Raw genomic sequence first — 20,314 nt, forward strand, 5'->3', positions numbered from 1 at the left:
CGTCAACCGGTTTCGAGGGCGTTCAGGATCTTCCAAGTGTGCCAGTGCGAGTCGTGCTCCTGGCAGAGCAAGGAAACGGCCGTCAGCACCGCCACGAGCGCGTTGGTGCGCGTGACCTGGCCCGGCGCGGTGATGTGGTGGATGGTCACCTGCCGGCTGAAACTCGCCGGGGCGGGCGCGCCGCCGCCCGGCGACCACGGTGTCATGGCGTTCAGCAAGGGCATCACGGTGGCCAGTTCGCGCAAGATGCCGAGCGAAGCGAAGAAGGACAACCCCGCGCTGCGGGCGCGTTCGGACAACGTCTGGACGCGGCTCAGCGTCGGGGCGTGGCTGTGCCGATCGCCGTAGACGATCGTGAACGCGGCGCGGGCGAGCTCGTCGATGAGGTTCGCGGCCGCCGACTGAGCCGGTGCCGGAAGATCGAGACGAAGTGCCTGGACCGCTTCCCGGGCGACCCGGACCGACGGTGCCGCCGCGGGGCCCCGGTCCACCTCGTCCAGGCGGCTGTCGCAGTGGTCGAGGATCGGCTCGCGGCGGTCGTCGAGAACGGCGTGGACCGAGACCGTTTCGTCGTCGTGGGCGGCCAGGAGCAGCTTGACGGTTTCCGGGTCGGGCACCCAGGCCAGGGGAACGCCGTGCGCCAACGAGAGCCGGACGGCCGCGAAGTAGTCGACGTCCGCCTTGCCGTCGGAGACCCAGTTCGGCGGAGCGGCCCGCCGGTGGAGCTCGTCGACCCTCTTGCCCGAGGCCCGGGCCGTTCGTTCGACCCAGGGCCAGAACCCGTCGATCGCGCGTCCGATGGAGTCCGCCAGCTGCTGCGTGGGCTCGGGGGACAGCTCGGCCGCAGCCGGCTGGATCAGGGGCCGGAACGGTCGCAGCAGGTCAGCGGCGGCGAACACGAACTCGTCTCCGGTCGCCGCGGGACGCTCCCCGCCCGGCGCATCCGTACTCATGGCGAGAGATTAACGGTCCGACCCGGCGGAATTCCCGTTTCCGCGGCAGGAATTCCGCCGGGCCCACCGGCGTCAGATCTTCGCTTGCACCGAGAAGTCGCCTTCGCGCGTCTCCACGTTCGCGATCGCGCCCGCGGTGCGGATGTCCGGCTCGATCGCCGCGAACCGGGCCAGCAGGTCGGGCGGTCCGGTCACCGTCAGCGTCTCGACGGCGGTCCGCATCGACACCTTCGCGTCCGTCTTCGCCCGGCGCACCGCCGCGATCACCTCACCCGCCAGCGAAAGCAGCTCCGGATCTCCGTCGACGGTCTCGCGAACCGGCCACGGAGCCCGGTGCACCGAGCCCTCCTGCCACCACGACCAGACCTCCTCGGTCGCGAACGGCAGGAACGGCGCGAACAGCCGCAGCACCGCCGACAACGCCGTCACCAGCGCCGCCTGGGCCGACGAAGCTCCCTCGGGACCGCTGTCGCCGTACGCGCGGCCCTTCACCAGCTCCACGTAGTCGTCGCAGAAAGTCCAGAAGAACGTCTCCGTCACCTGCAACGCCCGCGCGTAGTCCAACGCCTCCAACGCCGTCGTCGCCGACGAAACGACGGCCGAAAGCGACGCCAGCAGCGCCCGGTCCAGCGGTTCCACCGCCACCGCGGAAGGAGAAGGCACGCCGAGGCCGAGCACGAACCGGCTCGCGTTGAGCAGCTTCGTCGCCAAACGGCGACCGACCTTCATCTGGCCTTCGTCCACCGCCGTGTCGACGCCCGGGCGCGCGCTCGCCGCCCAGTACCGCACCGCGTCCGAGCCGAAGCGCTCCAGCAGGTCCACCGGGGTGATCACGTTGCCGATCGACTTCGACATCTTCTTGCGGTCCGGGTCGAGCACCCAGCCCGCGATCGACGCCTCCCGCCACGGCAGCACGCCGTGCTCCAGCTCCGCGCGCACCGCCGTCGAGAACAGCCAGGTGCGGATGATCTCGTGCGCCTGGGGCCGCAGGTCCATCGGGAACACGCGCGCGAACAGGTCGTCGTCGAGGCTCCACCGGCCGACGATCTGCGGCGTCAGCGACGACGTCGCCCAGGTGTCCATCACGTCGGGGTCGGCGGCGAACCCGCCCGGGACACCGCGCTGCTCCTCGGTGAAGCCCGGCGGGACGTCGCTGCTCGGGTCGACCGGCAGGGTTTCCGGCAGCAGGCGGGCGTCGTAGTCCGGCTCGCCGTGCGCGTCGAGCCGGTACCACAACGGGATCGGCACGCCGAAGAACCGCTGGCGGCTGACCAGCCAGTCGCCGGCCAGGTTCTCCACCCACGACGAGTAGCGCACCTTCATGTGCTTCGGCACCCAGTTCAGTTCCTCACCGCGGGCCAGCATGCGCGCGCGGAACTCCTCGTCGTTGCCGCCGTTGCGCAGGTACCACTGCCGGCTGGCGACGATCTCCAAGGGCTTGTCGCCCTTTTCGTAGAACTTCACCGAGTGCGTGATCGGCCGCGGTTCACCTTGCAGCGCACCGGCTTCGCGCAGCAGGCGCACCATGATCTCGCGTCCCGTGTGGACGGTCTTGCCCACCAGCGGCGCGTACGCCTCCGCGGGCACGTCGTGGGGCGCGTCGGGCAGGAAGCGGCCGTCACGGCCCAGCACCACCCGCGTCGCCAGGCGCAGCTCCCGCCACCACGTGACGTCGGTGGTGTCGCCGAAGGTGCACACCATCGCGATGCCGCGGCCCTTCTCCGGGTCCGCCAGGTGGTGGGCCACCACGGGCACCTCGACGCCGAACACCGGCGTCCGCACGGTTTTCCCGAAGAGCGGCTTGAACCGCTCGTCGTCCGGGTGCGCGACCAGCGCGACGCACGCGGGCAGCAGTTCCGGCCGGGTCGTCGCGATCACGACGTCGGCGCCGTCGGGGCCGGTGAACGCCAGGTCGTGGAAAGCGCCCGGGCGTTCGCGGTCCTCCAGTTCGGCCTGGGCGACGGCGGTCCGGAACGACACGTCCCACAGCGTCGGCGCTTCGGCCTGGTACGCCTCGCCGCGCTCGAGGTTGCGCAGGAACGCGCGCTGCGAGATCAGCCGCGAGTCGTGCCCGATCGTCTGGTAGGTCATCGTCCAGTCGACCGACAGCCCGAGCCGTCGCCACAGCTCTTCGAAGACCTTTTCGTCGGTCTCGGTCAGGGTTTCGCACAGCTCGACGAAGTTGCGCCGCGAGATCGAGACCACGTTCTTGCCCGGCTTCTCCGGGGCGCGGAAGTCCGGGTCGTAGGGCAGCGAAGGATCGCAGCGGACGCCGAAGTGGTTCTGCACGCGGCGTTCGGTCGGCAGGCCGTTGTCGTCCCACCCCATCGGGTAGAACACCTCGAGCCCGCGCATCCGCTTGAACCGCGCGAGGATGTCGGTCTGGGTGAAAGAGAAGACGTGCCCGATGTGCAGCGACCCGCTGACCGTCGGCGGCGGAGTGTCGATCGAGTAGATCTCTTCACGCGTCTTGGTGCGGTCGAAGCGGTAGGCGCCGGTGGATTCCCATACGGGTACCCACTTGGCCTCCAGACCGTCGACACCGACCTTGTCCGGGACTCTCGGGCGCTCGTATGGGGTACTCATGAAGCAACTCTAGGCGGCCGCGGAATCGCTTTTCGCCTCGGTCGGCAGGTCGCGCAGGTGCCGCAAGGGCGAGCACACGACCCACAGGACCGCGGCGGCCTCGCCGGTGACGGCGACCCACATCGCGCCGCGCAGCCCGAGTCCTTCGCCGAGCGCGCCACCGAGCAGGCCGCCGAGCGGGATGGTGCCCCAGACGACGAACCGCACGCTCGCGTTCATCCGGCCGAGCAGCCGGTCCGGGCAGATCGCCTGCCGGTAGGAAACCTGCGCGATGTTGTAGATGATGATCCCGAACCCGCTGACGACGAGCCCTAGCCCGGAGAGCCCGAGCCGCCAGTCCGGCGCGGCGAGCGGGACCAGCAGGTAGCCGGGCGCGGTGACCAGCGGGACCAGCCAGATCGCGCGGGACTGGCCGACCCGGCGGGTGACCGCGCCCGAGCAGACCGCGCCGAGGATGCCGCCGGCCCCGCCGACCGCCATGAGCGCGCCCACCGCGGCCGGCGGCAGCCCGACGGTCCGGGTCAGGAACAGCACGTACACGGCCATGAACGCGCCGTTGAAGAAGTTCGCCGTCGCTGTCGTGCCCACGATCGCCCGCAACGGCTTGTCGGAGAAGACGAACCGCAGGCCCTCGGCGATCTGCGGGAGCAGCCGGGCGTGGCCGTCGCGCCGCGGCGCGGGTTCCTCCGCGCGGATCCGCAGCAGGCACAGCGCCGAGGTGAAGAAGCCGAGGCCGGTGACCAGCACGGTGTTCGCCGCGGTCACCAGCTGGACCAGCACGCCGGCCGCGCTCGGCCCGGCGATCTGCGCGGTCGACTGGACGGCCTGCAGCTTGGCGTTGCCCTCGAGCAGGTGCTCCCGGCCGACGAGCGAGGGCAGGTACGACTGGTAGGCGATGTCGAAGAACACCGTCGCGATGCCGACGAACAACACGACGACGAGCAGCTGGGCGAGCGTCAGCACCCCCGCCCACCAGGCGACCGGCACGCTCAGCAGCAGCGCCGCCCGCGTGAAGTCGGCGGTGAGCATGACCCGGCGGCGGCGCATCCGGTCGACCCACACGCCCGCGGGCAGCCCGATGAGCAGGAAGGCGAGCGTCTCGGCCGCGGTGAGCAGACCCATCTCGAACGGCGTCGCGGCCAATGTCACGGCCGCGAGCAGTGGGACGGCGGTGTTCCCGACGAACACGCCGAGCTGACTGGCCGTGTCGCCGGCGAAGAGCCGCCTGAAGTCGGCGTGACGGAAGAGTGACCCCCGGTGCATGGTTCCCGAGTCTGGACCGAGTGATTGGAAAGTGTCAATCACTGTTCGCTCTAAGCTGTCCGGCGTGCTCCCCGCGAAACGACGTGCCGCGACCGAAGCCGAGGCTGCCGCGCTGGCCTCCGGAATACGGCTGCGCATCATCCGGTTGACCTTTTCGGAGGCGTTGACGAACAAGGAGCTCGCGCAGCGGCTGGGCCGGGATCCGGCGACGACGCTGCACCACGTCCGCCGGCTCGTCGAGACCGGCTTCCTCGCCGCGCAGCCACCGCGCCGCGGGACCCGGGGGGCCAAGGAAATCCCGTATCTTTCGACGGGGCTTTCGTGGACACTCGACTCATGCGGTGACAAGGGCGTGGAACAGGCGGTTCTCGAGGCTTATCTGGCCGAGATCGCCGAGACCGGATTCGACGGCGTGCACCAGTCGCGCCTGGTCGTCCAGGTGGCCCCCGAGGAGCGGGCCGAGCTGGAAACGCGGCTCAACGCCCTGCTCGAGGAGTTCCGCGCGCGCCCCCGCCGTCCCGGCGCCGAGCGCACCGCGATCTACCTCGCCACCTATCCCAGCACGTAAAAGTTCGGTTCCCGCGGCGAAACGTGGGAACATGGAGGCACGATGACAGAACTGACACACACCGAAGACCACGACGACGAGCAGTACGAGCTGTACGACGGCGACCCGTCGACGGGTGAGATGGAGCTCGAGGACCGGGCGTCGCTGCGCCGGGTCAGGGGACTGTCCACGGAGCTCGAGGACGTCACCGAGGTCGAGTACCGGCAACTGCGGCTGGAACGCGTCGTGCTGGTCGGCGTGTGGACCGAGGGCACGGCCCTGCAGTCCGAGGCGTCGCTGGCCGAGCTGGCGCGCCTGGCCGAGACGGCGGGCTCGGAGGTCCTCGAAGGCCTCATCCAGCGGCGGCCCAAGCCGGACCCGGCCACCTACATCGGTTCGGGCAAGGTGAAGGAGCTGCGGGACATCGTCTCCTCCACCGGCGCCGACACGGTGATCTGCGACGGCGAGCTCTCGCCCGGCCAGCTGCGGCAGCTCGAGGAGAAGGTGAAGGTCAAGGTCATCGACCGGACCGCGCTGATCCTCGACATCTTCGCCCAGCACGCCCGGTCCAAGGAGGGCAAGGCGCAGGTCGAGCTGGCCCAGCTGCAGTACCTGATCCCGCGGCTGCGCGGGTGGGGTGCGTCGCTGTCCCGGCAGGCCGGTGGGCGTGCCGGCGGCGCGAACGGCGGCGTGGGCCTGCGTGGTCCCGGTGAAACCAAGCTCGAGACCGACCGGCGGCGGATCAACAAGCGCGTGGCGAAGCTGCGTCGCGAGATCGCGGCCATGGACACCATCCGCGAGACCAAGCGCGGGCGGCGGCTGGCCAACGAGGTGCCCAGCGTGGCGATCGTCGGCTACACCAACGCCGGCAAGTCGAGCCTGCTCAACGCGCTGACCGGGGCCGGGGTGCTGGTGGAGGACGCGCTGTTCGCCACCCTCGACCCGACCACGCGGCGCGCGCAGACCGCGGACGGGCGCGGCTACACGCTGACCGACACCGTCGGGTTCGTGCGGCACCTGCCGCACCAGCTGGTCGACGCGTTCCGCTCGACGCTGGAGGAGGCCGCGGACGCGGACCTGCTCGTGCACGTGGTGGACGGGTCCGACCCGGCGCCCGAGGAGCAGGTCAGCGCCGTGCGCGAAGTGCTCGGCGAGATCACCCGCAAGCGCAAGGAGCCGCTCCCGCCGGAGCTGCTGGTGATCAACAAGATCGACGCGTCCGACGAGGTCAGCCTCGCCCGGCTGCGGCACGCGCTGGCCGGCTCGGTGCCGGTGTCGGCGCGGACCGGGGCGGGCATCGCGGAGCTCGTCGAGGTGATCGCCGACCGCCTGCCGCGGCCGGAGGTCACGGTCGACGTCCTGGTGCCGTACACGCGCGGCGAGCTGGTCGCGCGGGCGCACGCGGACGGCGAGGTGCTCGAAGAGGAGCACGTCGCGGACGGCACGCGCCTGCTGGTGCGGGTCCGCCCGGACCTCGCGGCGGCTTTGCGCGACTACGAGACCAACTCGACCCGGGCCTGACACGTCTCCGTAGTGTGCTTTCCGAGGGGAAAGCACACTACGGAGGTGGCTGGGTGCGCTGGGTGGTCGCTCTTGCGGCAGTTTCTTGGGGCGTGCTCGGCGGCCCTGTCCCGGCTTCGGCGGCTCCGGCCGCTCCGGAGCCGTTGTGCACGGTGAAGGACTCGCGGATCGGCGAGCTGTCCGGCCTGGTGTCCGACGGTTCGCGGATGTACGCGATCAACGACGGCGGCACCAAGGTCCAGGTGTTCGTGCTCGGGCGGGACTGCAAGGTCCAGAAGGTCCTGACGGATCGCACGGACCCGTTCGACGTCGAGGACCTGGCCCGGACCCCGGACGGAACGCTGTGGCTGTCGGACACGGGCGACAACCAGAAGGGGCGGCTGACGGTCGCCCTGCTGGAGATGAGCCCGGCGGGCAAGGTGACGCTGCACCGGCTCACGTACCCGGACGGGCAGCACGACACCGAAGCGCTGATCATGGACAAGGCGGGGACGCCGTACCTGATCACCAAGGACATCCTCGGCGAGGCCCGCGTGTACCGGCCGCAGGGGCCGTTGGGGAGCCCGGGGCCGACGAACCTGGAGAAGGTCGGCACGGTGAAGATCGCGACGACGGACACCCAGGGCGGCCCGGTGGGGGCGATCGGCTCGGTGCTGGTGACGGGCGGCGCGTCTTCGGCCGACGGCACGGTGGTGGCGTTGCGGACTTACACGGACGCGTATGTGTACCCGGCCCCGGACGGCGATGTGCTGGCCGCGTTGCAGCGGACGCCGGTGCGGATCCCGTTGCCGGGGGAGAAGCAGGGCGAAGCGATCGCGTTCGACCCCGACGGGACGTTGCTGTCGGGGAGCGAAGGGGTGGGGGAGCCGATCCGCGCGGTGCGCGGGGCGGCTGCTCTGGCGGCTTCGGCCGCGCGTTCGTCCGACGGGAAGCCGACGTCGAGCGCCAGTGGTGGGTCCGGTTCGGACGGTGGGGGAGTGCCGGTGCTGCCGGCGGCCGGGATCGCGGTGGCCGTGGTGGGGCTCGGGTGGTTCGGGTTCAGCAGGCTGCGCCGCCGGAGGGGCTGAGTGCGCGGCTCGCTTGGCATCGCGATCGGTCTGCTTGCGTGGCGCGACCGGCGCGCCGTGAGCGTTCCGCCTGCGTGGCGCCACCGTTCCGCCTGCGCGCCGTGAGTGTTCCGTCGGCGCCCTAGTGCCGTCCACAAAGGATCGCCCTTCGTGCGGTGCGGGGCGCGGCCGCTCGGGCCGCGCAGTCCTGCGCACCGCACGAAGGAAACCTCGACCGGTGCAGCGGCGGACAGGGCCGGGCTTCCCGTCCACCCGCCGCACCGCGGCCGGGCTTGCTCCCGGATCTCGGCTCCCCACGGCCGAAGATCATCCGATCCGGTGAACCTCCCGGGCCGTGCGAAAGCCCGGGATACCTCTTCTAGAGCCGCCGGAGGACCGCCACGACCTTGCCGAGCACGGTGGCGTCGTCGCCGGGGATCGGCTCGTACGCCTCGTTGTGCGGCATCAGCCAGATGTGGCCGCCCTTGCGCTTGAACGTCTTGACCGTGGCCTCGCCGTCGATCATCGCCGCGACGATCTCACCGTTGTCCGCGTCCGGCTGCTGGCGGACCACGACCCAGTCGCCGTCGGTGATGGCCGCGTCGATCATCGAGTCACCGGTGACCTTCAGCAGGAACAGCTCGCCCTCGCCGACGATCTCCCGCGGCAGCGGGAAGACGTCCTCGATGGCCTGCTCGGCCAGCACCGGGCCACCGGCGGCGATCCGGCCGACCAGCGGCACGTACGCCGCCTTCGGCATGACCGGCTGCTGGTCCATCTCGATGCCCATGGGGTTGTCGTCGGTCGCCGAAAGCACGCCGACCGCGCGGGGCCGGTTCGCGTCCCGGCGCAGGTACCCCTTGCGCTGCAGCGCACGCAGCTGGTGCGAGACCGACGAAGTCGACGTCAGCCCCACCGCCTCGCCGATCTCGCGGACGCTCGGCGGGTAGCCGAACCGGCTCACCCACGACCGGATCACGTCGAGGACCTGCTGCTGGCGGACGGTGAGGGTCTCGTCCACGTCGTACACCTCGGGCATGGAGTGCACGCTGCCCCCGGGGGACCCACTGGTCCTGCCCGCCTTGTTCTCCTTCGCCACTGCGTCGCCTCCCAGACGTTCGCTGCACGTATCGCGCGCCGGCCGCCGCCCGCCGGGTGCGGGCAGCCTCGCCGGCGGCATCTGCCCGGCAGATGCCCTGGTCACCGACGTTAGCCCCCGGGCACGACGATTTCAAACATCTGTTCGATCGACACGCCGTGTCCGCTCGATTTTGTCGGTGGTAGGTGGTAGACCTTCGCACGGGCGTTCGATAGAACGCCTGTTCGACCTTGATCCACGGGCCGGCACCGGCCCCGGAAACGGGCGGACACAGGGTTTCGAGGAGGTTCGGATGTCCATTCTGGCCGAACGCGGGCACGCCCGCCCGGCGACCCCGGTCCCGGCACAGCCCCGTCCCGTCCGCGTCCTGCGCGGCCGCCGCGGCGAGGTCCAGCGCCCGCCGACACGCGCGAGGGTCGTGGCGGGCCGCCGTCCGGCCGGCGCGCCGTGCGCGGCGCCCCGCCGGGTCCCGGTGCGCTGGCCGTGGCTGGCGGCGCTGGCGGTGGCGAGCTGCCTGGTGGTCACGGGACTGGGCTTGTTCGGCGGAGCGGCGGCGGAAGCCCCGGTCCCGGCGCAGACGGCCACGGTGTCGGTGGGTCAGGGCGACACGCTCTCGTCGATCGCGGCGAGGTTCGCGCCGGACAGTGACACTGGTGCGGTCGTGGCCCGGATCAAGCAGCTGAACCGATTGGACGGCGCTGTGTTGGTTCCGGGCTTGCCGCTGACGGTCCCGGTCGCCGACATTCCCGCGCCGTGATCGCTCCCCGGCCGCGGGGCCGGGACGAGCGGGTGCGGTCGAGGCTGGACTGAGGCAGGGCGCCGGTTCCCGTGGCGCTCGAGCCTTGCGCTGGGCCGCTGCCGGTGACGAGCGTGCCGAGGTTCGTGCGCAGGCCGCGCTTTCGCGCTGGCGGCACGGCCGCGGATCGCGCCGGCCCCCGTGTGCCGATCGAGCCTCGCGTCCGAGCTGCACTGAGCTGCGGTCGCGTCGGCCGTTGTGTGCCGGTCGAGCCTCCTGTCTGAGCCGCGCTTCGCTCGGGAGCTGCGGTCGCGTCGGCCCTTGTGTGCCGACCTGGCCTCGCGTCCGAGCCGCCGTCGGCGACGGGCGTTGTCTCCGAGCGCACGCCGCGCCTGCCCCGGCCGACCCGCGCCGAGCGCTGAGGCGCCCGTCACGAAATCACCCGGCCCGGTGAAACCGCCGACCCCGAAAACGCCCTCGCGCTCGATCCAAACCGCCCACCGAAGCGCCCCGTCGCGCCACCCGAACAGAGCAACCCCGCCTCCACCAGGGCGACTGCCCCGCAACCCTCTCCCGGCGGCCGCTCCACTCCCGTCGGGAGCGCCACCCCGCCCTCACCCGGGTGGGTCCGGCACCGGCCGCGTCGCTTGCGCACACCCCCGCCGGGTTCTACGCTCGCCCGCTATATGTAGTAGTTACACCGCTGTAGTTGGTCCACAGGTTGGGGTAGACTGGGCAGCAGTTGTCCACAGCTGGTCGGCGTTTACCCACCGGATGTCCACAAAACGATCACCAGGTGCAGGGGTGCATGGTGGCCGGAGGGCGTCGACCGGGGCGGCCGGCGAGGAGGGGAAGGTGATCGGCGGATGAGGTGCCCGTTCTGCCGGCATGCGGACTCCCGGGTCGTCGACTCCCGAGAGGTGGATGAAGGCCAGGCGATCCGCCGGCGGCGCTCTTGTGCGTCGTGCGGGCGGCGGTTCACGACTTCGGAGACGATGGTGCTCGCCGTCGTCAAGCGGTCCGGGGTCACCGAACAGTTCAGCCGGGACAAGGTGGTGAGCGGCGTCCGCCGCGCCTGCCAGGGCAGGCCGGTCGACGACGACGCGCTGCAGCAGCTCGCAGCGCGCGTGGAGGAGTCCATCCGCTCCGCCGGTCTGGCGGAGATCCCGAGTCACGAGGTCGGCCTGGCCATCCTGGGCCCGCTGCGTGAGCTCGACGGGGTCGCCTACCTCCGGTTCGCCAGCGTCTACCGCTCCTTCTCCTCGGTCGAGGACTTCGAGAAGGAGATAGCCGATCTTCGTGAGGCCATGGCGGGTTCTGCTGCGCCGGAGGAGAGCGATCAGCGCGAAGACGGTAATTGACCGTCCCGCTGCGGGAGTGAGGGTTCGACCGATGACCGAAACCGTGGGAACCGGGGCCGGCACGGCCGCCGGCAAGAAGAGCAAGCCGGCCGGCGGGCTGAGCGTGAAGCGCGTCTTCACCACCGAGGGGAAGCACCCCTACGACCAGGTGACCTGGGAACAGCGCGACGTCGTGATGACGAACTGGCGCGACGGCTCGGTCAACTTCGAGCAGCGCGGCGTGGAGTTCCCCGACTTCTGGTCGGTCAACGCCACCAACATCGTCACCAGCAAGTACTTCCGCGGCGCCGTCGGCAGCCCGCAGCGCGAGCGCAGCCTCAAGCAGCTCATCGACCGGGTCGTGAAGACCTACGTCAAGGCCGCGCGCGACCACGGCTACTTCGCTTCGCCGCAGGACCTCGAGATCTTCGAGCACGAGCTCACCTGGATGCTGCTGCACCAGGTCTTCAGCTTCAACTCCCCGGTCTGGTTCAACGTCGGCACGGCGTCGAAGCAGCAGGTCAGCGCCTGCTTCATCCTCGCGGTCGACGACACGATGGAGTCGATCCTCAACTGGTACCGCGAGGAAGGCCTGATCTTCAAGGGCGGCTCCGGCGCCGGCCTCAACCTCTCCCGCATCCGCTCCTCCAAGGAGCTGCTGACCTCCGGCGGCACCGCGTCCGGCCCGGTCTCGTTCATGCGCGGCGCCGACGCGTCCGCGGGCACCATCAAGTCCGGCGGCGCCACCCGGCGCGCGGCGAAGATGGTCGTGCTCGACATCGACCACCCGGACATCGAGGAGTTCGTCCAGACGAAGGCGCGCGAAGAGGAGAAGATCAAGGTCCTCCGCGACGCCGGGTTCGACATGGACCTCTCCGGCGCGGACATCTCTTCCGTGCAGTACCAGAACGCGAACAACTCGGTCCGCGTGTCGGACGAGTTCATGCAGGCGGTCGAGAACGGCACCGAGTTCGGCCTGCGCGCCCGGCTCACCGGCGAGGTCATCGACCGGACCGACGCGAAGAAGCTGTTCCGCAGCGTCGCCCAGGCCGCGTGGGAGTGCGCCGACCCGGGCATCCAGTACGACGGCACGATCAACGACTGGCACACCTGCCCCGAGTCGGGCCGGATCACCGCGTCGAACCCGTGCAGCGAGTACATGCACCTCGACAACTCGAGCTGCAACCTCGCGTCGCTGAACCTGCTCAAGTTCGTCACGCCCGAGGGCACTTTCGACGCGCCGCTGTTCGCGCGCGCCGTCGAATTCGTCATCACGGCGATGGACGTCTCGATCTGCTTCGCCGACTTCCCGACCGAGCCGATCGCCGACACCACGCGCAAGTTCCGCCAGCTCGGCATCGGGTACGCGAACCTCGGCGCGCTGCTGATGGCGCTGGGCCACGCGTACGACTCCGAAGGCGGCCGCGCGCTCGCGGCGGCGATCACGTCGCTGATGACCGGTGTCTCGTACCGCCGCTCGGCCGAGATGGCCCAGGTCGTCGGCGCGTACGAGGGCTACGCGCGCAACGCCGAGTCGCACCAGCGCGTGATGCGCAAGCACGCGGCGGCCAACGAGCTCGTCCGCACCTACCACTCGAACGACGCCGCGGTCCGCGCGCTGGCGACCGAGGAGTGGAAGAAGGGCATCGACATCGGCACGAAGCACGGCTGGCGCAACGCGCAGGCGTCGGTGCTCGCGCCCACCGGCACCATCGGCTTCATGATGGACTGCGACACGACCGGCATCGAGCCGGACTTCTCGCTGGTCAAGTTCAAGAAGCTCGTCGGCGGCGGTTCGATGCAGATCGTCAACCAGACGGTGCCGCGCGCGCTCGAGGCGCTGGGCTACCCGGCCGAGCAGGTCGAGGCGATCGTCGAGTACGTGGCGCAGCACGGCCACGTCGTCGACGCGCCGGGGCTCCGCCCGGAGCACTACGAGGTGTTCGACTGCGCGGTCGGCGAGCGCTCGATCGCGCCGATGGGCCACGTCCGGATGATGGCGGCGGTGCAGCCGTTCCTCTCCGGCGCGATCTCGAAGACGGTCAACATGCCGGAGTCGGCGACGGTCGAAGAGGTCGAGGAGATCTACTTCCAGGGCTGGAAGCTGGGCCTCAAGGCGCTCGCGATCTACCGCGACAACTGCAAGGTCGGCCAGCCGCTCTCGACGGCCAAGAAGGAAACGGCGGTCGCCGAACCGGAGAAGGTCGTCGAGTACCGGCCGGTGCGCAAGCGCCTGCCGAAGAAGCGCCCGAGCCAGACGGTGTCGTTCACCGTCGGCGGCGCGGAGGGCTACCTGACGGCGGGTTCGTACCCGGACGACGGCCTCGGCGAGATCTTCGTCAAGCTCGGCAAGCAGGGCTCGACGCTGGCCGGCGTGATGGACGCGTTCTCGATGTCCATCTCGGTCGGTCTGCAGCACGGCATCCCGCTCGAGTTCTACGTCTCGAAGTTCTCGAACCTGCGCTTCGAGCCGGCGGGCATGACCGACGACCCGGACATCCGGATCGCGACGAGCGTGATGGACTACCTGTTCCGCCGCTTGGCGCTGGACTACCTGCCGTACGAGAAGCGTTCGCAGCTGGGCATCCTGTCGGCGGACGAGCGGTCGGCGGAGGTCGAAGCGACCTACGGCGGCGGGTCGAACGTCGACCTCGAGGCGCTGAGCACCACAGTGGACTCCTCGCCGGAGCCGCACGCGGAGGAGCCGGAGCACCCGCACCGCGAGGCCCAGACGACGACGGAGCTGATGGAGCTGCGCCTCGGCAAGGCGGCGGACGCCCCGCTGTGCATGACGTGCGGAACGAAGATGCGCCCGGCAGGCTCGTGCTACGCGTGCGAAGGCTGCGGCGCGACGTCCGGTTGTAGCTGACGGTCTCCGCTGACCCGGGTGGGTGCCACCCGGGTCAGCGGAACGCCCGCTGCAGTTCCGAAATCGGCGGCAGGTCGGCCACGAACCCGAACCGGCCCGCCTTCATCTCCCGGGCACCGTCCATGAAGGACTTCAACGCCAGCCGGGACAACGCCGCGCCGATGCTGATCCGGCGCACTCCCGCCTCCGCCAGCTGCTCCAGCGTGATCGACGGGTCCGCGAAACCCATCACCACGTTGACCGGCTTGCCCACCGACGACACCACCGCGCGGATCTCGTCGAGCGTCCGCAGGCCCGGCGCGTACAGCACGTCCGCGCCCGCCTCCCCGAACGCCTGCAGACGCTTGATCGTGTCGGCGAAGTCGTTCGCGCCCCACAGCTGGTTTTCGGTGCGGGCCGTGAGCACCACCGAGCGAGCCCGCGCCGTCTCCACCGCGGCGCGGACCCGGTCGACCGCCAAGCCGAAGTCGTAGATCGGGCTGTCCGGGTCGCTCGACTGGTCCTCGATCGACGCGCCCACCGCGCCGGTGTCGGCGGCCGCGTCGATCATCTTCGCCGCTTCGGCCGGGTCGTCGGCGAACCCGTTCTCGAGGTCGGCGTTCACCGGCAACGGCGTCGCGTCGGCGATCTCCCGGACGTTGGCCAGGATCTCCGCGCGGGTCGCGCGGGTCCGGCCCACCACGTTGGCCACGCCGAGGCTCGTCGTGGCCAACGCGTCGAAACCGAGCCCGGCCAGCAGCCGAGCCGTCCCGGCGTCCCACGGGTTCGGCAGCAGGAAGGGCTCGGGCCGCTCGTGCAGGGCCCGGAAGTCGTCGGCAGTCGTCATGCGTTCAGCTTCCTCCCGCGACGGCCGCCGGACAACGGCTCGCTCACCGCGCCGCTGTCCGCGATGCCCGTGGCGCGCAGCCAGTCTTCGATGTGGACGTCGAAGTCACCCGTCCGTGGCCAGTCGCGGCCGGGCCCGCTGACCAGGATGAGCCGCCGGCCGACCAGGTCCAAAGTAGACAAGCCGACGGCGAGTCACGCGTGGGGGACCCGGGCGTCCCGTCGAGCACGACGTCCTCTGTGGACGGCAGTCCGGGTCGCGCGCCGAGCACCGCCGCGGAGTCGCAGCGGTAGCCGAGGTGGACGACCGGCGCGTTGACCACGCCCGCGGCGGCGCGGGCGGCGCCTGGTCGAGCGCGAGCGCCGCCACCGGACGGCGTTCGGCTTCGTAGGTGTCCAGCAGCGCCGGGCCCGCGGTGCCGTCGAGGACCGTGGCCAGTTTCCACGCCAGGTTGTGCGCGTCGGCGATGCCGGTGTTCGCGCCGAACGCCCCGAGCGGCGGCGCGGAACCGGTCGGCCAGCAGCCCGCGCACCCGCCACGGCAGCACGCTCAGCACCTCGACGGCCAGGTCCGGGACGCCGACCACGGCCCGGTTCAGCGCGGCGCAGCGTTCCGGCGGGAAGGCGTCCACCGGCTCGTCGCCGCGATCGGTGTGGAAGACCCAGTCCTTTTCGGCGTCGACGGTCACCAGCATCCCGGGTGCCTCGGGCGTCCGAGCGTGCAGTTCGCGAAGTGGTGGCCCTTCGTGTACGGCGTCAGATCGGCACGGAACAGGATGTTCAGCAGCGGCTGCCCGAGCGCGCCCGGGCCCCGTCGTGCCGATGCCGAGTGACGTCCGGACCTCGCTGCGGCCCTCGTCGGCCGCGACCAGGTAGCCGGGGTGCTCGGTCCGCCGCCCTCCCGGACCTTCGCGCCGCGCTCACGGGCCGCGGAGAGGAGCACCTTGTCGAGCCGGTCCCGCGGGCAGGTGCCGCGCAGCACGCTCGGGCTGTGCCGGGACGCGGCGACGTTCGGGCTGTTCGGCGCGGCGGGTGGCGCGGGTGATCGAGGGGGCGGACCGGACCGCCGAGGAGGTCTTCGCCTTCGGCATGGCCATCGTGCTCGACGGCATCGCGGTCCGCGCGCCGCGGCGCTGAACGCGAACGAGCCGGGCCCGCGGTTCGCGCGGCCCGGCTCGTCAGCGGGATCGGTCAGCCTTCGTCGTAGTCGTGGCTGTAGTGGTGGTAGCCGTCGACGGCGTCGGCCACGGACGACACCGAGTGCACGGCGGCACCGTCGGCGCCCGCGGCGGCGTACCAGTTGTGGTAACCGGCGTAGCCGGGCAGGGCCAGCGAGTGGACGCCCTCGGAGGACGCGCCGCCGGGGCCGGCCGTCAGCGAGCCGGCCTCGTAGCTGGCGTGGTGGTCACCGGCGTGGCTCGCGATGTGCGCCGACGTCGCGCCGTTCATGTCGGCCGAATGCGTGTGGGCGACGTAGCTGGCGTCATCGTTGTCGTCGGCGTCTTCGTGGTGGACCGGCCGCGTGTGCACGACGTGCTCGGCGGGTGCCACCGGGTCGGGGTGGGCCACGGCGTGGTGGTGCTGGTGATGGACGACGACGGCGTCGCCATCGTTGTCGTCCCAGTCGTTCCCGTGGCCGGTCCAGCCGTCGTCGTCGCAGTCCTCTTCGTCGGCGCCGGAGTGCTCGCCGTGGATCACGGCCGCACCGCCGATGCCGGCGTAGGCGGTGTCCTCCTCCGACCAGTGGTGGCCCCACCAGTCGGAACCGCCCTCGGTGTCGGTCGTGGCCGCGCCGCCGATCCCGGCGTAGCTGCCGGACGTTTCGAAGTGGCTCCAGGGACTCCAGGGCTCATAGGGGCCGTCGAGCGGTGTGGCCGACGAAGGGCCGGCGATGACGAGGGAAATCGGCACCGCGATTGCGCCCGCGAAGGCGAGTCGACGCAATGTGGACATGAGTGATCGGGGTTCCTTCCTGGCTGCGGCACCCGGGAATTCTCGGGGTTCCGGGTGCCGGGACAGAACATCTGCCCACTTCGGACGGTACCGGGCGATGCGGCCGTCTGACCTGCGTCGATACCCGATCGGTGCGGCGAACCCGCCCGCCGGAGGACAACGGCGAAAAGGCGGGGGAACAGCGTAGGCCGGACGCGGAAATGTTGGCGGTGTGAATCGCGCGAAATCACACGCTCAGGTAGTCCCGGGTTTATCCGGAAATCGGTTCGATCCGGCGGCCGCGGACCGCGGACAGCAACGCGGCGGCGGCCATGACCACCGTCAGGGTGGCGAACGCCGTGCTCAGCCCCTCGGTGAAGACCGTCGCGAGTGGACCGTCCAAACCGGCCGTACCGACGAAGATCGCGAACGCCGTGCCGCGCGGAACCGCCTGGGCCGCGACGAGGATCGCCGTGGTGAACGACAGCACCATGCCGACGCTCGCGAACGTCCGCAGCACGCCCGAGGCGATCCCCAGCCGCTCGGGCGGGCAGGCTTTCATCACCGCGGCGCTGTTGGCCGGGTAGAAGAAGCTGCCGCCGATCATGAGCACGACGTTGCCGAGCGCCGGCAGCCACAGGCCGCTGGTCGTCGTCATCCGCGCGAAGACCACGAGCGCGACGACCGACAGGGCGAGCCCGCCGGTCGCGGGGAGCACCGGCCCGAAGCGGTCCACCAGCCGTCCGGCGTACGGGCCGGCCGCGGCGCCGAGCACATAGCCCGGCAGCAGCAGGAGCGACGCGTCGATCGGGCTCAGCCCGCGCGACCCCTGCAGGTACATGATCACCAGGAACAGCACCGCGAAACTGCCGAGCCCCTGGAGCAGGGCCGCCAGCAGGGACGGCGCCACGGCGGGGATCCGGAACAGCGACAGGTCCACGGTGGGCGCCGGGTGCCGCAGTTCGATGACCACGAAGACCGCGAGCAGCACCAGGCCGCCGGCCAGGAAGGCGAAGTGCGTCCACCGCGGTGGTTGCGCGGCGAGCGACGTCATCGCCCACGCCACCCCGGACAGGCCGAGGCCGAGGGTGACCATGCCGGCGGGGTCGAGCCGCGGCCGGGTCCGCTCACCGCGGTCGTGCAGGACGCGCAGGGCCAGCACCAGTGCCGCCGCGCCGATCGGCAGGTTGACCCAGAAGATCCACCGCCACGACACCGACGTCACGATGACCCCGCCGAGCAGCACGCCGACGACCGAGCCGACCGAGTAGCCGAGAGCGTTGAACCCGTAGGCGCGTCCGCGCTCGGCCGGTGGGTACAGCTCGGAGATGATCGCGCCGCTGTTGGCGGCGATCAGCGCCGCGCCGAGCCCCTGCACGACGCGGAACCCGATGATCGACCCCGCGTCCCAGGCGAGGGCGCACAGCACCGAGCCGGCGACGAACACCGCGAACCCGGCCCGGTACATCCGCACCCGGCCGAAGAGGTCGCCGAGCCGGCCCAGCTGCGTCGCGAGCACCGTGACGACCAGCAGGTAGCCGACGACCACCCAGGTGAGCGCGTCCAGGCCGACCCCGAGGTCGGCTTGGATGGCGGGCAGGGCGAGCACCACGACGGTCCCGTCGACGGCGGCGACCAGCACGCCGGTCATGACGACGAGCATCCCCAGGGTGCGCCGCACGTCAGCTCCCGGCCTGCAGGATCCACTCCCGCCCGTCGGGGTCGCGGACGGTCATCTCGCGGGTCCCGAAGTGGGTGTCCTCGAAGGGGGAGACGACCTCGACGTCGGGCGTGACTTCTTCGCTCTTGACGACGATCTTCATCCCGGTGGGCCGGCTTTCGGGCACCTCGGCGACGAAGACGTAGGGCCCGTCGCCGTTGCGCAGGAGCCCCGAGTTGTGGTCGGTGGCGAAGTCGAGCTCGAACCCCAGGGCCTGGAAGAACTTGGCGGCTTTGCCCCAGTTGTGGGTCTCGAGGTACACGGCTTCGATGGTCATCGCGGGTCTCCTTCGGTGTTGGCCAGGTACTGGCGCAGGGCTTCGGTCACGAGGGCCGAGAGGGACTGTCCGTGGTCGACGGCGTGGTGCTTGACCTCCCGGATCAGGTCCACGGGGAGGTACACGTTGAACTGCTTGACGTCCTTGTCCGCCATGACAGGATGCTAGCATCCTATATAGCTAGCGCGTCAACCTCCACGGGATCTCCACCGGACGCGCCCGGGAAGTCCACGACGACCCGGCATCATCGGACCCGATGAACTGGTTGCGGGAATTCGAAGCGGAAGCCGAACGCCGTCGCGGCCGGGCGGACCCGCCCTGGGGGCGCGGGGCCCGGCTCCACCCCGACGTCGCGAAAAGCGTGCAGCGCTTCCAGGTCGGCGAGGCCGGGGACGGCGCCAACCTCATCGCGAAAGCCGGTGACGGCGACTACCTCGCCGCCGTCAAGCTCTTCGTCGCCGAGGAACAGAACCACGCGCGGATGCTCGCCGCGCTCCTGAATGCCGCCGGAGTGCCGACGATAGAACGGCATTGGTCCGACACCGTGTTCGTCCGGCTGCGGCGGGCCCTCGGGCTGCGGCTGGAGCTGATGGTGCTGCTCATCGCCGAGGTCGTCGCGCTGCGGTACTACCGCGCCCTGCGCGACGGCAGCCGCGACCCGCTCGTCACGCAGGTCGCGGCCCGGATCCTCGCCGACGAGGAGCGGCACGTGCCCTTCCACTGCCACCGCCTGCGGATCGGGTTCGCCGGCCTCTCGAAACCCGTGCGCGCCGCGGTGTTCGGGACCTGGCGGGTGCTGCTGGTCGGCGTCGCGGTCACCGTCGCCGCCGACCACGGCCCGGCGCTGCACCGGCTCGGCGTCGGACGGCTCGTCTTCGTCGCCGACGTGCTCACCGCCTTCGAAGCCGCCCTCTCGCGAATCCGTGGCGACGAGCCGAAGCCGAAACCGCGGTACGTCCCGAAGCGGGCGAGGCCGCGCGGTCTCGTCTAAAGCAACCGCGCCAGTTCCGTCAGCGACGCCGTGATCCGCTCCGGCGTCACCCCCCGCGCGCGCTGGTGCAGGTACAGCTCCGGGGCGAGCGGCGCCAGCAGGACGTCGGCCAGGACGTCGGGATCCGGGGCGCCCGCCGCCAGCCCCTTGACGTGCGTGCGCCAGAAGCCGTACGCCCCCGTCGTGAAGCGGGAGTGGCCGACCTCCGTCCCCAGCACCAGGGGCGCGTGTCGCTCCAGCAGCTCCACCATTGCCGCGTAGAACGCCGCCAGCCGCTCGGCCGGCGGCGCGCCCGGGCCCAGTGGCGGATCGCCGCGCAGCAGGGACTCCTGCAGCCGGCGCTCGTGCTCGTCCAGGAGCGCGACGGCGATCGACGCGCGGTCCGGGTAGCGGCGGTAGAGCGTCCCCCGGCCGACGCCGGCCGCACGTGCGATGTCCTCCATCGTCACGTCCGCCGCGCCGCGGGCGGTGAACAGCTCCTCCGCCGCCTCGAGGATCTTCGCGCGGTTGCGGGCCGCGTCGGCGCGTTCGGGCATGGCGGCAGCCTAGGGAATAAGCGGACGCGGCGTCCAGTTGACGTCAAGCGGACACCGCGTCCACTTGAGGAGG

General features: G+C 71.1%; 18 protein-coding genes and 1 pseudogene. 7 read left to right on the forward strand and 12 right to left on the reverse strand.

The features are described from left to right. Window positions 1-2 precede the first annotated feature (2 nt). The 3 genes from ACIRSS_RS01215 to ACIRSS_RS01225 all read right to left on the reverse strand — a co-directional run bounded on the left by ACIRSS_RS01215 (window position 3) and on the right by ACIRSS_RS01225 (window position 4,802). Complete coding sequence (locus ACIRSS_RS01215) at window positions 3-953, reverse strand: hypothetical protein (protein WP_400889271.1); 951 nt, start codon at window positions 951-953, stop codon at window positions 3-5. Window positions 954-1,025: 72 nt separating this feature from the next. Next, window positions 1,026-3,539, reverse strand: coding sequence for a valine--tRNA ligase (gene valS / locus ACIRSS_RS01220; RefSeq protein ID WP_400889274.1), 2,514 nt, complete (start codon window positions 3,537-3,539; stop codon window positions 1,026-1,028). 9 nt (window positions 3,540-3,548) lie between these two features. Continuing rightward, entirely contained in the window at window positions 3,549-4,802 is a 1,254-nt protein-coding gene (locus ACIRSS_RS01225) for an MFS transporter (RefSeq protein ID WP_400889277.1), read from the reverse strand. Between the two features lie 64 nt (window positions 4,803-4,866). Here ACIRSS_RS01225 and ACIRSS_RS01230 point away from each other — a divergent pair, with 64 nt between their 5' ends. The 3 genes from ACIRSS_RS01230 to ACIRSS_RS01240 are packed head-to-tail and all read left to right on the forward strand — an operon-like array spanning window position 4,867 to window position 7,937. Continuing rightward, window positions 4,867-5,370 carry an ArsR/SmtB family transcription factor gene (locus tag ACIRSS_RS01230; RefSeq protein WP_400889280.1) on the forward strand — a complete coding sequence of 168 codons (504 nt, stop codon included), beginning with the start codon at window positions 4,867-4,869 and terminating at the stop codon, window positions 5,368-5,370. A 42-nt stretch (window positions 5,371-5,412) separates the two neighbouring features. After that, entirely contained in the window at window positions 5,413-6,870 is a 1,458-nt protein-coding gene (gene hflX / locus ACIRSS_RS01235; protein WP_400889283.1) for a GTPase HflX, read from the forward strand. A 53-nt stretch (window positions 6,871-6,923) separates the two neighbouring features. After that, entirely contained in the window at window positions 6,924-7,937 is a 1,014-nt protein-coding gene (locus ACIRSS_RS01240; protein ID WP_400889286.1) for an esterase-like activity of phytase family protein, read from the forward strand. A gap of 358 nt (window positions 7,938-8,295) precedes the next feature. Here ACIRSS_RS01240 and lexA read toward each other — a convergent pair whose 3' ends face one another. Continuing rightward, on the reverse strand, window positions 8,296-8,955 hold the full coding sequence (gene lexA / locus ACIRSS_RS01245; RefSeq protein ID WP_049878229.1) for a transcriptional repressor LexA: 660 nt from the start codon (window positions 8,953-8,955) through the stop codon (window positions 8,296-8,298). A gap of 352 nt (window positions 8,956-9,307) precedes the next feature. Between lexA and ACIRSS_RS01250 the strand changes: the two genes are divergently transcribed. From ACIRSS_RS01250 to ACIRSS_RS01260, 3 genes are all read left to right on the forward strand, one after another. Next, window positions 9,308-9,772, forward strand: a complete 465-nt coding sequence (locus ACIRSS_RS01250; protein ID WP_400889290.1) for a LysM peptidoglycan-binding domain-containing protein — start codon at window positions 9,308-9,310, stop codon at window positions 9,770-9,772. Window positions 9,773-10,617: 845 nt separating this feature from the next. Further along, complete coding sequence (nrdR, locus tag ACIRSS_RS01255; RefSeq protein WP_400889292.1) at window positions 10,618-11,112, forward strand: transcriptional regulator NrdR; 495 nt, start codon at window positions 10,618-10,620, stop codon at window positions 11,110-11,112. Between the two features lie 31 nt (window positions 11,113-11,143). After that, window positions 11,144-13,960 carry a vitamin B12-dependent ribonucleotide reductase gene (locus ACIRSS_RS01260; protein ID WP_400889295.1) on the forward strand — a complete coding sequence of 939 codons (2,817 nt, stop codon included), beginning with the start codon at window positions 11,144-11,146 and terminating at the stop codon, window positions 13,958-13,960. 34 nt (window positions 13,961-13,994) lie between these two features. Here ACIRSS_RS01260 and ACIRSS_RS01265 read toward each other — a convergent pair whose 3' ends face one another. The 7 genes and pseudogenes from ACIRSS_RS01265 to ACIRSS_RS01295 all read right to left on the reverse strand — a co-directional run bounded on the left by ACIRSS_RS01265 (window position 13,995) and on the right by ACIRSS_RS01295 (window position 18,869). Continuing rightward, window positions 13,995-14,786 carry an oxaloacetate decarboxylase gene (locus ACIRSS_RS01265; protein ID WP_400889298.1) on the reverse strand — a complete coding sequence of 264 codons (792 nt, stop codon included), beginning with the start codon at window positions 14,784-14,786 and terminating at the stop codon, window positions 13,995-13,997. After that, window positions 14,783-14,968, reverse strand: coding sequence for a hypothetical protein (locus tag ACIRSS_RS01270; RefSeq protein WP_400893449.1), 186 nt, complete (start codon window positions 14,966-14,968; stop codon window positions 14,783-14,785). Before ACIRSS_RS01270 ends, ACIRSS_RS01265 begins: the two co-directional genes overlap by 4 nt. Next, a pseudogene (locus ACIRSS_RS01275) lies at window positions 14,892-15,657 on the reverse strand (FAD-dependent monooxygenase). The gene ACIRSS_RS01270 and the pseudogene ACIRSS_RS01275 overlap by 77 nt, the downstream one beginning before the upstream one ends. A 319-nt stretch (window positions 15,658-15,976) precedes the next feature. Beyond that, a complete protein-coding gene (locus tag ACIRSS_RS01280) occupies window positions 15,977-16,738 on the reverse strand; it encodes a hypothetical protein (RefSeq protein WP_400889300.1) in 762 nt (253 codons plus the stop codon). Between the two features lie 250 nt (window positions 16,739-16,988). Beyond that, window positions 16,989-18,398, reverse strand: a complete 1,410-nt coding sequence (locus ACIRSS_RS01285) for an MFS transporter (protein WP_400889303.1) — start codon at window positions 18,396-18,398, stop codon at window positions 16,989-16,991. A gap of 1 nt (window position 18,399) precedes the next feature. Continuing rightward, the gene (locus ACIRSS_RS01290; protein ID WP_400889306.1) at window positions 18,400-18,714 is read right to left on the reverse strand and encodes a VOC family protein; all 315 of its coding nucleotides are present in this window, start codon (window positions 18,712-18,714) and stop codon (window positions 18,400-18,402) included. After that, window positions 18,711-18,869: a ribbon-helix-helix domain-containing protein gene (locus ACIRSS_RS01295; RefSeq protein ID WP_400889309.1), complete on the reverse strand. Its 159-nt coding sequence runs from the start codon at window positions 18,867-18,869 to the stop codon at window positions 18,711-18,713. Before ACIRSS_RS01295 ends, ACIRSS_RS01290 begins: the two co-directional genes overlap by 4 nt. A gap of 101 nt (window positions 18,870-18,970) precedes the next feature. Between ACIRSS_RS01295 and ACIRSS_RS01300 the strand changes: the two genes are divergently transcribed. Continuing rightward, window positions 18,971-19,705 carry a ferritin-like domain-containing protein gene (locus ACIRSS_RS01300; protein WP_400889312.1) on the forward strand — a complete coding sequence of 245 codons (735 nt, stop codon included), beginning with the start codon at window positions 18,971-18,973 and terminating at the stop codon, window positions 19,703-19,705. Here ACIRSS_RS01300 and ACIRSS_RS01305 read toward each other — a convergent pair. Next, entirely contained in the window at window positions 19,702-20,241 is a 540-nt protein-coding gene (locus ACIRSS_RS01305; protein ID WP_400889315.1) for a TetR/AcrR family transcriptional regulator, read from the reverse strand. The genes ACIRSS_RS01300 and ACIRSS_RS01305 overlap by 4 nt on opposite strands. Window positions 20,242-20,314 lie beyond the last annotated feature (73 nt).

Origin of the sequence: Amycolatopsis sp. NPDC101161 (assembly GCF_044768185.1) — a bacterium.
GTDB lineage: Bacteria > Actinomycetota > Actinomycetes > Mycobacteriales > Pseudonocardiaceae > Amycolatopsis.

Coding starts and splice junctions, on each gene's coding strand:
- ACIRSS_RS01215 (WP_400889271.1), bottom strand. CDS start 953: ATGAGTACGGATGCGCCGGGCGGGGAGCGTCCCGCGGCGACCGGAGAC.
- valS (WP_400889274.1), bottom strand. CDS start 3,539: ATGAGTACCCCATACGAGCGCCCGAGAGTCCCGGACAAGGTCGGTGTC.
- ACIRSS_RS01225 (WP_400889277.1), bottom strand. CDS start 4,802: ATGCACCGGGGGTCACTCTTCCGTCACGCCGACTTCAGGCGGCTCTTC.
- hflX (WP_400889283.1), top strand. CDS start 5,413: ATGACAGAACTGACACACACCGAAGACCACGACGACGAGCAGTACGAG.
- lexA (WP_049878229.1), bottom strand. CDS start 8,955: ATGCCCGAGGTGTACGACGTGGACGAGACCCTCACCGTCCGCCAGCAG.
- ACIRSS_RS01250 (WP_400889290.1), top strand. CDS start 9,308: ATGTCCATTCTGGCCGAACGCGGGCACGCCCGCCCGGCGACCCCGGTC.
- nrdR (WP_400889292.1), top strand. CDS start 10,618: ATGAGGTGCCCGTTCTGCCGGCATGCGGACTCCCGGGTCGTCGACTCC.
- ACIRSS_RS01260 (WP_400889295.1), top strand. CDS start 11,144: ATGACCGAAACCGTGGGAACCGGGGCCGGCACGGCCGCCGGCAAGAAG.
- ACIRSS_RS01265 (WP_400889298.1), bottom strand. CDS start 14,786: ATGACGACTGCCGACGACTTCCGGGCCCTGCACGAGCGGCCCGAGCCC.
- ACIRSS_RS01280 (WP_400889300.1), bottom strand. CDS start 16,738: ATGTCCACATTGCGTCGACTCGCCTTCGCGGGCGCAATCGCGGTGCCG.
- ACIRSS_RS01290 (WP_400889306.1), bottom strand. CDS start 18,714: ATGACCATCGAAGCCGTGTACCTCGAGACCCACAACTGGGGCAAAGCC.
- ACIRSS_RS01295 (WP_400889309.1), bottom strand. CDS start 18,869: ATGGCGGACAAGGACGTCAAGCAGTTCAACGTGTACCTCCCCGTGGAC.
- ACIRSS_RS01300 (WP_400889312.1), top strand. CDS start 18,971: ATGAACTGGTTGCGGGAATTCGAAGCGGAAGCCGAACGCCGTCGCGGC.
- ACIRSS_RS01305 (WP_400889315.1), bottom strand. CDS start 20,241: ATGCCCGAACGCGCCGACGCGGCCCGCAACCGCGCGAAGATCCTCGAG.